Below are 13330 nucleotides of genomic sequence, written 5' to 3'. Positions count from 1 at the left end.
ATGAAATTCGAGAATACTGGCTACGAAAAGATGAAAGCTGATTTAAACCGTTTAGATGATGTAATGCTTGAGTACGGTTTAGTTCGAGAAGGTCAGTGGGATTACGACCGTGTTACATATGACCGTAAGTTTGATTTAAAAGAAGGAACATTTTACTTACGCGTTCAAGGTTATGCTATAGAAGGAAATGTAGATTCCAGCAAGGCTGTTATTCAATTAATGACGCCATTGTTAGGAAAACATTATTATCCTCATGGAGTAGAATATGGTGAGGGGGAAAACTTCCCAACATCTCTTGTAAATCAATGCAAGAAAATTCTTGATAGTGTAAAAACAGAAGTTGAAAAATTTGCTTTATAAAGCAAATGACGCATGAATCCAGTTCATGCGTCATTTTTTAATTCGGCGGGAAATCAACAAACACTCTTGTTACCCCTGCTTAAAATTAGAAAAAGTCATAAAAATATGGCTTGGCTTGTGGGAACAATTCCTCTAACACTTCTATTTCTGATTCATCCCCCAATAGGTATCCAAGCTCAAATAATTCGCTAGGTCGTTTGTAACCAAATAGTAATGCAGTCAATGAATTAATATCCAATCTCACACCCCGCTTAGGAGGATTGACACAATTGGCTCCCTGCTTATCTTTATAAACTTTAACTTCACCGCCATCAATGAGATAGGTACCATTATTCCATGGAGCATATTCATCCTCTAGATGGAGGAATACCTTTTTTGAGATGTTATTGAAAGGATATTTAATTAAGCATTGCCAAGCATCGACTACTCGTGCCATAAAATAAGGTGTGACCTCCATCTTTACTTTAGGCTGATGCAGGATATATGGTAAAAGCTCATGATTTGAAGTAAGGAGCTTTACTGTATCCACCATTGAATCGTGCTGGCAAATAAAATTCCATAAACCGTACCTTGCTTCTTTATTTAGCCCTAGAAACTCCTGAACGTCCATTTTTTTATTTTTCACTTCGTATAAGATATAGCCTGTGGCTTCATCATTTTGATTGTAGTAAACGGCAATCTGACTATCATCATAAATGTTATTGTTCCACCACGGTAAATCACGTACTAGCATACCCGGATGATTTTTACTGTATTGGGCATAAACAGCTTCTATATCTGAATGATGATTTTCTTTATTAAAACGTTTAATTGAACCAGGTTGGTAATCTAGAAACTTAAGATCTTTTTTCTCAAGTAAGATCTCCTTATTTTCAGTAAAAATCTCCCAGCCAAATTTCCGATAAAAATTTATATCAAAGGGATGCAGCAGCGAAACAATTTGCTCCTGTTGGCGCATTCTTTCTAATGCATTAATGATTAACCTTTTTACATACCCTTTCCTTCTATATTCAGGATATGTAGCTACCCCTGCTATCCCACCCATCTTCCATTGTTTATCTTTCATATGGATATGAAAAGGGATAATATGGAGCTTCGCACAAAGACTATTATCCTCCCAAGCTCCTATTACGGTATGTCGTTTAAGCATTTCTATTCTAGAGGGAACATTCTCCTCAGGTACTTTGTATTGAAAAGCATACATTGATAGCTTAAGTGATTCTATATAATCTTTTTCATTTAATTCTCTGACTTCCAATTCCATCACTCCCTTATATAAAATATTTCTACATATCATCAGAAAATCCTCTAATAAAACAAAAAGCGCCTGATGCAGGCACTTTATATTCCTAATATAGCTTTTATTGTTGAGGTTGTTTCCCCTCCTGTGTAAAAAACATAGAGTAATAAGTATACAGCCACACCCGTAATAGCTGTAAAAAACCATATAATACTCGTAATCGGACCCAGCTTTCGGTGTCTGGTGAGGTTATTTTTATAACCAGTATAAAGGGTCACAATTCCAAAAACTGCTCCAGTGGTTGCTAAGAAAATATGGAAAATTAAAAAAATCGTGTAATAAATTTTTAGGTGGTCTGGGCCTCCAAAGGCGGTGTTACCAATAAATATCGTTCTTGATGCATAAATGATAAAGAAAATTAACGCAAATATTGCAGCAAAAAACATGGTCTTTTTATGTGCTTCTATCTTCCTTTGTTTAATCTGCATCCAGCCAATTGCTACCGTAATAGCACTTAATACGATAAAGCTGGTACTTATCGTTGGTAATATTGCTAGGGAATCCATGGAATTAGCCTCACTTTTTATATATTCTAAAATAATTTTAGATTAGTTACACCTTTTTTTCAATATATAAAGAAAATCTCCCAGCGCGAGGGAGATTATTCTATAAGAGAAGGCTTTAAAGTCTGCTTTAATTCTTTTTCGCTTTCTGCTTGATCCTTACGGTACCATTCAAAGAAAACATGCCCTAAGATAATACCATAAACGATTTCCTGAATAATTTTCATTAGCACACCGCCTAGTTGTTGATCGTGTACTAAAGACATCGAACTAAATAATTCTGGGCCGCTAATGTCTAAGCCAGCAAATGTTGCAGGACCTACACAAAGACTCATCACTTGTGCCCATACTTCAGGATCAGAATAGGTTGCATAAATAGAACCAGGAGCAAAAATAATTAAGGCACATGCAGGAGTAATTAAAATACCGTCCGCAAAAATGTAACCTACTTTCTTAAGACCGCTTATCCTTTGATGTTCTGGTACAGGATTAATCAGCGGCCACCACATGAATATTGCAACGATAAACAAAAGAAGTGAATAACCAGCATGTAACCAGAAATTTTGCATAACTTGGTCAAAAATCATTGGAATATGATAAAAAGAAAACAACCCGTTAAAAACGATTAACGCAATTAGTGGTTTTGTAAAAAACTTAAATAGAGTATGGACCCATTTAATTTTAAAAATCCTTCTCCATATCCATACTGGAATACCAAAAATGAAGATTGGCGGTATCACCAGCACTAAAAACGCCATTATAATCATATGAACATAAAACATTAAATGAGCCATCAAGTCCAGCGGTGAACCCTTAATAGCATATATAAGTGTAATAGACAGTAAAAATAATGCAGCCTGTTTTATTGTTAACGGTTCACTATCAACAAATTTGCTGCGAAATGTAACTGTAATTAAAAAATATACAGCCGTAAGTGCAAGTAAAACTAATAGGAAGTACGGGCTCCAAAGTGCTTTAAAGCCGAAAATATCTAATGTAAGCACCGCATATCACCTCTAAATAGTAGTTATATCATATTTTATTATATACGTAAGCAAATTAAAGAAGCAAAGAAATGAATTATTTCCCTATAAAAAGAAAATCGGCTTAAAGCCGATTTTCTAAAATGTTTTACCACCAAATAATTGTTGTGAAAGCCAAAATTGTTACTGCGCCAACAAGAACTCCTGAATATAAAAACATTGTTGGAGCTTCGTGGCCTTTATGGCTCATATGCATGAAATAGTAAAGCTGAAATATTACTTGCACAACAGCCAAGAGGAGAATAAACGGCACGATAAACCAAGCCGAAAATCCTTTAATGGCAACTGCTGCAAAAGCAATTAAGGTTAAAAAGATCATCAAGGCGAATGAAACAACTTGATGTCTCATTTCTTCAGCACTTTTTTTGCGGCGATATTCAATGTCAACTCTTGGGTTACCTGAATTTAATTGTGGATTTGCCATCAGTTTATCCCACCATCCCCATCAAATATACTACTGTAAAGATGAACACCCAAACTACGTCAATGAAATGCCAGTAAAGGCTTGCTACGTAAAATTTAGGAGCATTATATAGATCCAACCCGCGTTTAGCATTACGTACAATTAAAGTAGTGATCCATAAAAGACCGAATGCAACGTGTGCACCATGGAAACCAACTAATGTGTAGAATGCAGATCCAAACGCACTACTTGTAAAGGTATGATGATACTCATGTACATAGTGGTTGAATTCATAAATTTCTAATACAAGGAAAGCAAGGCCTAGTAATAGAGTTAACCCTAACCAGAGGTTCATTTTTTTAGCATTAAAATTCTTCATGTGATACATTGCATAAACACTTGTTAAAGAGCTTGTTAATAACAACATGGTTGCAACAAATGTTAATGGCAGGTCAAACAAATCTTTTGCTAGTGTATGCGTCGTATCAGGAACTTTATCCTTTAAAGCAAGATACGTAGCAAAGAGAGAGGCAAACAGCACTGTCTCTCCACCAAGGAAGAACCAAAAACCTAAAAACTTATTTTTTGCTTCAAGGGTTGATTTTTCAGGCTCAGCAGGCCACGTTTCATATGTTAATTTTTCATCTGCGTGCATTATGCCTTAACCCCCTTATCATTATCATCTTCCATTAATTCTTCTTTATGAATATGGAAACCATGATCATCCTTTACAGAACGTAAGAACATTGCTCCAAAGGTAATCAATAGACCAATAATAATAACTGGTACTGACCATGCTTTATCATCCATATTAAACAATGCACCAAATGCTGCTACAAACAATCCAAAAGACATCACAAATGGTAAGAATGATGCATTAGGCATATGAATATCACCCAGCGGCTCAGCAGGAGTCATCCCCTTCTTACCTTCCATCTTTTCTAACCAATAAGCATCTAAACCACGTACAAGTGGAAGCTGTTTAAAGTTATAGAATGGCGGCGGTGACGGAAGTGCCCACTCGAGTGTTCTTCCATCTCCCCATGGATCATTTCCAACCTTTTCATTTTTCACAGATGTCGCAATGATATTGTAAAGAAGAACGATTACAGCTAATGACATAAATACTGCACCTAATGAACTAATCAAGTTAGATGTTTCAAATCCTTGACCTGGCAGGTATGTGAATACACGACGAGGCATACCCCACAACCCTAAGAAGTGCTGAATAAAGAATGTCATATGGAAACCAATAAAGAATAACCAGAAAGTAATCTTTCCTAATGTTTCATTTAACATTGTACCAAACATTTTTGGCCAATAAAGGTGTGTTCCAGCTAGTAGTGCAAATACAACACCACCAACGATAACGTAATGGAAATGCGCAACAACGAAATACGTATCATGGTATTGATAGTCTGCTGCAGCTGATGCAAGCATAACCCCTGTTACCCCACCGGCAACGAATGATGGAATGAACGCAACAGCATAATGCATTGGTGTAGTAAATTTAACACTACCGCCCCACATTGTTAATAACCAGTTAAAGATTTTAATACCTGTAGGTACACCAATCGCCATTGTAGCAACAGCAAAAATTGCATTTGCTACAGGTCCAAGTCCAGTAGTGAACATGTGGTGAGCCCAAACCATGAATCCTAAGAAACCAATTAAAACTGTAGCGAATACCATTGAAGAGTATCCGAATAGGCGTTTTCTTGAAAACATTGCGAAGATTTCCGAGAAAATACCAAACGCAGGAAGTATTAAAATATATACCTCTGGGTGTCCGAAAATCCAAAATAAGTGTTCCCAGATAACTGTATTACCACCCATGGTTGTTTCAAAGAAATTTGAACCAAACATACGGTCAAACATCATTAAGACAAGACCTACAGTTAATGGCGGGAATGCAAATAAAATAAGTGCTGATGTTACAAAAGTCGACCAAGTGAATAGAGGCATCCTCATATAGGTCATTCCAGGTGCACGCATATTAATAATGGTAACAAGGAAGTTAATACCACCAATAAGTGTACCTAAACCTGAGATCTGTAATCCCAATACATAAAAATCAACCCCATGACCTTTTGAGGCCATTGCAAGGGATGCATAAGATGTCCAACCGGCATCTGGTGCACCGTCAAAGAACCAAGAAAGGTTTAGGAATACTCCTCCGAAGAAGAATAACCAAAATCCTAATGCATTTACGAATGGAAACGCAACGTCTCGTGCACCAATTTGCAACGGCATAATGGCATTCATAAAAGCAAAAACAAGCGGCATTGCTGCAAGGAAGATCATCGTCGTTCCATGCATGGTAATTATTTCGTTAAATAAACCGGCACTTACAAAATCATTATTTGGTACTGCAAGCTGGATGCGGATAAATACTGCCTCAAGTCCGCCGATTACAAAGAAGAATCCACCTGCAATAAGATATAGGATGGCGATCTTTTTATGGTCAACAGTTGTTAAAAAGTCCCATAAAGTCGCACCAAATCCCTTTTTTTGTGCGTAGGTACTCACGCTTTATACCTCCCTTTCTACCAATTCCCCTATTATTCCTGAACCTTTAATCCCATTAAATATTCTGCTACATCATTAATCTGTTCATCTGTTAATGAATAACTGCCTGTCATTAAGTTTCCTGGCTTGTATTTTTCAGGATCCTTTAGCCAGTTCTTTAGGTCATCTTCCGTATGATCCAACACACCTGCTATACGTGAACGTTCTCCAAAGTTTGTTAAATTCGGTGCACGTCTTGCTTCTGGTGGTGTTGAGTTTCCAGGTGTAACAGCATGACAGCCTATACAGCTTTTATTAAATATTTCTTGACCACGTTGAGCACTTTCAGATTCTGCTACCATTGGTTCTTCAACATCTTTCATATCAGTAACCCAGTTGTCAAAGTCATCTCTGTTCATTGTTTTTACTTTAAAGTCCATTAATGCATGTGATGGTCCACAAAGCTCTGCGCACTTACCATAGAACAGATTTGCAGCTTCATCTGCTTTAGCACTGTCGAACTCTAACCAGAATTTATTTACATTCTCGGTATTAGTATCAAGCTTACCGCCGACTGCCGGAACCCAGAAAGAGTGTTTAACATCTGAGGATATTAAATTAAAATATACCTTCTCATCTGTTGGTACAACTAAATCTTGACCAGTAATAATCCCTTGCCCAGGATATTCAAATTCCCACCAATATAAATTGGAACGTACATTGATGACCAATGCATCAGAGTCTTTCTTATCCATTGGTGATACATCAGCTAGCTTAAATGTAGCAGAAACCGTTGGAACTGCTAATAGCAATAGTAATAAAATAGGTATAACTGTCCAAATAATTTCTAGTTTGTGACTTCCCTCTACCTGTTTAGGAATTCTTTCATCTTTCCGTCTGAACTTAATCAAAACGATAAAGAAGATTACCATTACAACTATAATTACCCCTACCATAATCAATGTACTAAGTTTCATCAGATCATATTGAATGTCTGCAACTTCACCAGCAGGCCTTAATGTCGATAGAAACGGTTCGCCGCATCCTGAAAGGATAAGCGAAAGAATCGCAAATATCGAAATTAAACGCCATTTTGCAAGCCTTTTCATAGCTAAATCATACCCCTCTTTCGCTAAATGATTTCTTAAATTATCTGTGATCAAAAATGTATGTAGTAACATTCTTTCCAAAACGTTAAAAGAAACACGGAGGCAAATAGGTTTCTTGTGCCTCCAAAGGTTTCTATTACAACTAAGAGTACTTATATTCCCCTTTTTTAAGAAAGAACATCCCAGCTAAACTAATGTAACAATGACCATTGCAACAAAGATAATTGTTAAATATTGCAATGAATACACAAACATCAATTTCGCCCACTTAATATCATCTTTGATCTTATATCCATAAATCCCTAATACAAGCCAGCCAATATTCAACACGCTGGCCAAAATTAGAAATGGGATTCCTAATGAAGTAAGTAATATAGGTGTCGGAAGCAGTGCAGCGACCCATATTAAGATGTGTTTCTTAGTTGTTTTAAATCCCTTTACTACTGGTAGCATCGGGATCCCTGCAGCTCTATATTCTTCTACCCTTCTCATCGCAAGAGCATAAAAATGAGGCGGCTGCCAAATAAACATAATAATAAATAGCGCCCATGCCATCATATCAAGGTTTCCATCTACACTAGCCCATCCAATAAGCGGCGGTACTGCACCACTTATACTGCCAATGATTGTATTAGAAACTAATTGACGCTTTGACCATAAGGAGTAGAGGACAACATAACTAAAAACCCCAAGCAGTCCTATCACTGTTGCAGTCATCGTAGTAAACAATAGAAAAATTGTTCCTAAAGCAATTAAAATAATACCCAGTGCCAATACCTTCGCAGGTTCTATTTTCCCCGTAACCGTAGGTCTGGATTTTGTTCTTTCCATTAATGGATCGATATCACGATCGATGAAATTATTTATACTGCATGAACCCGCAATAATTAAGGAGGAACCAATTACGGTAAATAAAACTATATCGATGTTTCCTAGAAAACTTTGACCGCTAAAATGCAGCGCCAGCCAAATGCCAGTAAAAGTTGTAATAAGATTTGAATTTACAATCCCAATCTTTATGAGTGCCATAAAATCTTTCCACATAGTGCTCTTTGCCATATGTGAATTAAGACCCGTTGAACCATTCTCTAACGTTGCTTCACCGTATGCCTTTGAATTTGGCATCTTTCCCCCTCCTAAGTATGTTGTAATTATTATTATAATCCCGATAGATAACTTTACCAAATTATAATAGTTATTTAAAAGCTATTATTATTTTATAATATTGTTATTTAAGGAACACTTTCTCTGTATATTAAATCACATTTTCATGTATTTTTGTGAATTTTTTTTGAATAATTTTTGTCTAAATTGTGTCCGCTGGTATTTAATAACCATTATACTATATATTAGAATCTTTAGATAATAAAATACACTCTAATTTAAGCAAAATCCAAATATTTTCTTTGTGTTATAGATATCAAAAGCAATATTAACGTTGTTATATATAAGATTAATTTAACCTACTTTTATATTTCTAACAGACACTTACCCATTTATCAATAGTTTTCACTATAATAATAGTTAAAACTTAAAGTTATCTTGAATCCAATTTGTAAAAAGTTATACAAAAAATTTTAAGTTTTAATTCTGTTCTTTTTCTTATGTTTTCGATATGATAAGGTAGTACTTTTATCGCTTGATATTCCAAAACATTATACTTACAAAATATTGAACAAAAATTTATTAGACATTTATTTAAGAAGGTGATTGTTTGCGACGTTCTTTAAAGTGGTTAGCTGTGGCAACTACTATTGGAATGATATTGGTTTTACTTGGGGGCGCACTGGTAACAAAGACAGAATCAGGTATGGGGTGCGGGAGATCGTGGCCTTTATGTAATGGGGAGTTCGTGCCAACGGACATAACGCCTGAATTAGTTATTGAACTCGCTCACAGACTTGTATCTGGTGCAGTTGGTTTTTTAGTACTCATATTATCTATTTGGACTTGGAAAGTAATCGGGCATATTAGAGAGACGAAATTTTTATCCTTTCTATCTTTTTTCTTTTTACTATTACAGGGCTTAATTGGAGCGGCAGCTGTAATATGGGAACAGTCTGACTTTATTCTTGCGCTGCACTTTGGAATATCACTAATTTCTTTTGCCGCTGTTCTTTTGCTTACATTATTAATCTTTGAAATCGATAAAAAGTTTGATGCAGATAAGCTCATTATTGACAAGCGAATGAGTTTTCATATTGTCTCTATATCCATATATAGCTATTTTGTTATCTATACAGGCGCCTTAGTCCGACATACCAACTCAAGTTTGGTTTGCCGTGATTGGCCATTATGTATCAATGACAGTCCTGCACTGCCAACTAACTTATATGAATGGGTTCAGATGGGGCATCGTGCTGCGGCAGGTCTAATTTTCATTTGGATTGGATATGTTACTTATTTAGCCGTTAAACACTATCGTCAGCAAAAAGTTATTTATTGGGGTTGGATTACTGCTTTTACCTTAGTATCGCTCCAAGTATTATCAGGAGCTCTAGTTATTTTCACCCAGCTAAATCTCTTTATTGCTCTATTGCATGCTTTATTTATAACCTGTTTATTTGGTGTCCTAAGTTATTTTCTCTTTTTACTATCAAGGTCACGGAAGAAACAGTAAAAAAAGTTGCCAGGAATCATCCTTGGCAACTTTTTCTTTTAATTATTTCTCTAATTCAAGAAGTAGATCTCCCGTTTGAATGGCTTCCTCATTTTTTACGTAAATTTCTTTTATTATCCCTGAAAAAGGAGCTTGAACGGTTGTTTCCATTTTCATAGCCTCCGTAATTAGGAGATGGTCTCCCCTCTCTACTCTCTCCCCTTTTTCCACTAATACTTTGACAACAGTTCCAGGCATAGTGGCCGAAATATGTGTTTCATTCTTAGGGTCTGCTTTTAATCTAGATAAAACAGCAGCTTTAATACTTTCATCTTTAATATTAACTTCACGAGGCTGGCCATTTAATTCGAAGTAAACAATTCGTGTACCGTCTGCCTGGGGCTGACCAATTGAAACAAGTTTTACTATAAGTGTTTTACCTGTTTCAATCTCAACTTCTATTTCTTCCCCTAGTCTGAGACCATAAAGGAAAGTAGGTGTATCTAAGAATGATATATTTCCATAAAGATCAACCGTTTTTAAATACTCTTTAAAGACTTTTGGATAAAGAGCATACGAAATTAAATCAAGGTCCGATAGATTTCGTCCTGCATCTACACTTAACTCTTTCTTTAATTCTGAAAAGTCCACCTCAGGGAGTAACTCCCCAGGACGTACCTCCACCGGCTTTTTCCCTTTTAATATTACGCTTTGCAGTTTTTCAGGGAATCCTAAATGCGGCTGGCCAAGATAGCCCTGAAATAATTCAACTACTGAATCTGGGAAATCGATGGAGTCCCCTTGATTTAGAACATCTGCTTCTGATAAATTATTTTGAACCATAAAAAGTGCCATATCCCCTACAACTTTAGAGGATGGGGTAACTTTTACGATATCCCCAAACATATGGTTGACTCTTGTATACATTTCTTTGACTTCATCCCACTGATCACCAAGCCCCACACCCTTAGCCTGCTGTTGGAGATTACTATATTGACCTCCTGGCATCTCATGCTGGTAAACTTCTGAATGCGGCGCCACCATTCCACTTTCAAAATCGTGATAATACTTTCTAACATCTTCCCAATAATAGGAAAGCTGCTCTAATGCATTAATATTGACATTCGGTTTCCTATCTTTACCTTCTAATGCGTAATAAAGAGAATTCGCACTCGGCTGTGAAGTCAGCCCTGCCATCGAACTAAGTGCTGTATCCACAATGTCTACACCGCCGTCAATTGCACGAGCATAGGTGAAGATACCATTTCCGCTTGTATCATGTGTATGAAGGTGAATCGGAATATCGACAGTCGCTTTTAATTCAGATATAAGCTGATACGCTGCTTCGGGTTTTAGTAAGCCAGCCATATCCTTAATACCCAAAATATGTGCCCCTCGATTTTCTAGTTCTTTTGCTAGAGACTTATAATAATTGAGGTTATATTTTACTCTTGCTGGGTCTAGGATATCACCTGTATAACAAATTGCTGCTTCGGCAATTTTCCCGCTGTCCCGTACAGCTTCTATGGCAACTTCCATTCCCGGTACCCAGTTTAGGCTGTCAAAAACTCTGAATACGTCAATTCCTTCTTCAGCAGACTTTCTAACAAATTCACGGATAAGATTATCAGGATAATTTTTATAACCCACAGCATTAGAACCGCGAATCAACATTTGAAACAGAACATTCGGAATTTTTTCGCGAAGGCTGCGCAATCTTTCCCATGGATCTTCTTTTAAGAAGCGGTAGGCCACATCAAAAGTTGCTCCCCCCCACATCTCAAGTGAAAACAAGTTAGGCATTAGCTTTGCTGTTGGTTCAGCTATATGCAAAAAATCGGTTGTTCTTACTCTTGTAGCTAATAACGATTGGTGGGCGTCTCTAAAGGTGGTATCCGTTAATAGGACTTTATTCTGACTCTTTATCCAGCTAACGAGCCCTTCTGCACCATTTTGATCGAGAATTTGTTTCGTTCCGTCCTGATAAGGAAAATCATAGCTTAGTTTAGGCACTCGCGGTTTCGAGAAGACAGGTCTTTTCTTCTTTTCCACACCTGGGAAACCATTAACCGTCACGGTCCCAATATAGGTAAGCATTTTGGTTCCGCGGTCCTTACTTACAGGAAAAACAAATAACTCCGGAGTTGAATCTATAAAAGAGGTATCATATTCCCCTCTTCTAAATTTCTCATGTCTTACAACATTCTCTAGAAAAGGAATATTGGTTTTTATTCCGCGAATTCTAAACTCTCTAAGATTCCGGACCATTTTTGATGCCGCTTGTTCAAAGGTTAATGCCCATGTAGAAAGCTTCACAAGTAACGAATCATAATAAGGTGTGATTACAGCACCTTGAAACCCATTCCCGGCATCAAGACGGACGCCAAAGCCTCCTCCAGAGCGATAGACAACAATTTTCCCGGTGTCAGGCATAAAATTATTAAGCGGATCTTCTGTTGTAACACGCGATTGGATAGCAAAACCATTAATCTTAATCTCTTCTTGCGGTGGGATTCCGACAATTGGACTATGTAACTCCTGACCTTCCGCCACTAAGATTTGCGTATGTACTATATCAATACCTGTTACCATTTCCGTTACAGTATGTTCAACCTGAATTCTTGGATTTACCTCTATGAAATAAAAATCCTGGCCCGAAACAAGGAATTCAACTGTCCCTGCATTTAAGTAAGCTACATTTTTCATTAACTTTACAGCTGCAGTACATATTTTCTCACGTAATGCATCAGAAATGGATACACTTGGGGCAACTTCTACAACCTTTTGATGACGGCGCTGTACCGAACAATCGCGATCATACAAATGGACAATGTTCCCCTTTTTATCTCCAAATATTTGTACCTCTATATGTTTTGGTCTCTCAATTAATTTTTCGAGGTATACTTCGTCACTTCCAAAAGCTGCTTTGGCTTCCGATTTGGCGCGGTCATATGCTTCTTCTATTTCCTCATGGTTTCTCACAATCCGCATTCCACGACCGCCGCCGCCGAGTGCCGCTTTAATAATTATCGGATAACCATAATGGGCTGTAAATTCCTGCACTTCTTCGATGTTTTGAACAGGGCCGTCACTCCCAGGAATTACTGGGATACCTGCTATTTCCGCTTGTTTCCTTGCCTTGACTTTGTCACCGAACATATCAAGATGGCTTGATGTCGGTCCAATAAATATAATACCTTCTTCTTCACAACGCCTTGCAAAATGAATGTTTTCTGATAAAAATCCATATCCTGGATGAATCGCATTTGCTCCGCTAAATTTGGCAATTTCAATGATCCCATCAATATCCAGGTAGGCATCGATTGGTTTCTTGCCTTCACCAACTAAGTAGGCCTCATCCGCTTTATAACGATGATAAGCTCCAGCATCTTCCCTTGAATAAATGGCTACGGTTTTAATATTTAATTCCGTACAAGCTCTAAAAACCCGAATAGCAATTTCTCCTCTGTTTGCAACTAGTACTTTATTAATTTGTCCTGTCAAT

11 protein-coding genes are annotated in these 13330 nt (G+C 37.1%); 2 read left to right on the top strand and 9 right to left on the bottom strand.

What is annotated here, in order from left to right; translation table 11 throughout:
* On the top strand, positions 1-360 hold the full coding sequence (locus tag SFC47_RS02160) for a YugN family protein (RefSeq protein ID WP_411252625.1): 360 nt from the start codon (positions 1-3) through the stop codon (positions 358-360).
* Between the two features lie 85 nt (positions 361-445).
* Here SFC47_RS02160 and SFC47_RS02155 read toward each other — a convergent pair whose 3' ends face one another.
* From SFC47_RS02155 to cyoE, 8 genes are all read right to left on the bottom strand, one after another.
* Positions 446-1624, bottom strand: a complete 1179-nt coding sequence (locus SFC47_RS02155; RefSeq protein ID WP_411253601.1) for a GNAT family N-acetyltransferase — start codon at positions 1622-1624, stop codon at positions 446-448.
* Between the two features lie 77 nt (positions 1625-1701).
* Positions 1702-2166, bottom strand: coding sequence for a DUF420 domain-containing protein (locus SFC47_RS02150; protein ID WP_411252624.1), 465 nt, complete (start codon positions 2164-2166; stop codon positions 1702-1704).
* 95 nt (positions 2167-2261) lie between these two features.
* On the bottom strand, positions 2262-3167 hold the full coding sequence (gene ctaG, locus SFC47_RS02145; protein WP_411252623.1) for a cytochrome c oxidase assembly factor CtaG: 906 nt from the start codon (positions 3165-3167) through the stop codon (positions 2262-2264).
* Positions 3168-3294: 127 nt separating this feature from the next.
* On the bottom strand, positions 3295-3630 hold the full coding sequence (ctaF, locus tag SFC47_RS02140; RefSeq protein ID WP_411252622.1) for a cytochrome c oxidase subunit IVB: 336 nt from the start codon (positions 3628-3630) through the stop codon (positions 3295-3297).
* A gap of 4 nt (positions 3631-3634) precedes the next feature.
* On the bottom strand, positions 3635-4264 hold the full coding sequence (locus tag SFC47_RS02135) for a cytochrome c oxidase subunit 3 (RefSeq protein WP_411252621.1): 630 nt from the start codon (positions 4262-4264) through the stop codon (positions 3635-3637).
* Positions 4264-6138 (bottom strand): cytochrome c oxidase subunit I, encoded by a 1875-nt coding sequence (gene ctaD, locus SFC47_RS02130; protein ID WP_411252620.1) that lies wholly within the window; start codon positions 6136-6138, stop codon positions 4264-4266. The genes SFC47_RS02135 and ctaD overlap by 1 nt, the downstream gene beginning before the upstream one ends.
* 32 nt (positions 6139-6170) lie before the next feature.
* Positions 6171-7226: a cytochrome c oxidase subunit II gene (coxB, locus tag SFC47_RS02125; protein ID WP_411252619.1), complete on the bottom strand. Its 1056-nt coding sequence runs from the start codon at positions 7224-7226 to the stop codon at positions 6171-6173.
* Positions 7227-7412: 186 nt separating this feature from the next.
* The gene (gene cyoE / locus SFC47_RS02120; RefSeq protein ID WP_411252618.1) at positions 7413-8351 is read right to left on the bottom strand and encodes a heme o synthase; all 939 of its coding nucleotides are present in this window, start codon (positions 8349-8351) and stop codon (positions 7413-7415) included.
* A gap of 589 nt (positions 8352-8940) precedes the next feature.
* Here cyoE and SFC47_RS02115 point away from each other — a divergent pair.
* Positions 8941-9846 (top strand): COX15/CtaA family protein, encoded by a 906-nt coding sequence (locus tag SFC47_RS02115; RefSeq protein ID WP_411252617.1) that lies wholly within the window; start codon positions 8941-8943, stop codon positions 9844-9846.
* A gap of 42 nt (positions 9847-9888) precedes the next feature.
* Here the strand turns inward: SFC47_RS02115 and pyc are convergent, their stop codons facing one another.
* Entirely contained in the window at positions 9889-13329 is a 3441-nt protein-coding gene (gene pyc, locus SFC47_RS02110) for a pyruvate carboxylase (protein WP_411252616.1), read from the bottom strand.
* Between the last annotated feature and the right edge of the window lies 1 nt (position 13330).

Source organism: Neobacillus niacini (assembly GCF_046591715.1).
GTDB lineage: Bacteria > Bacillota > Bacilli > Bacillales > Cytobacillaceae > Neobacillus > Neobacillus niacini_L.
Note: the sequence above shows the minus strand (reverse complement) of the source record. Positions and strands in the feature narration are given on the sequence as shown.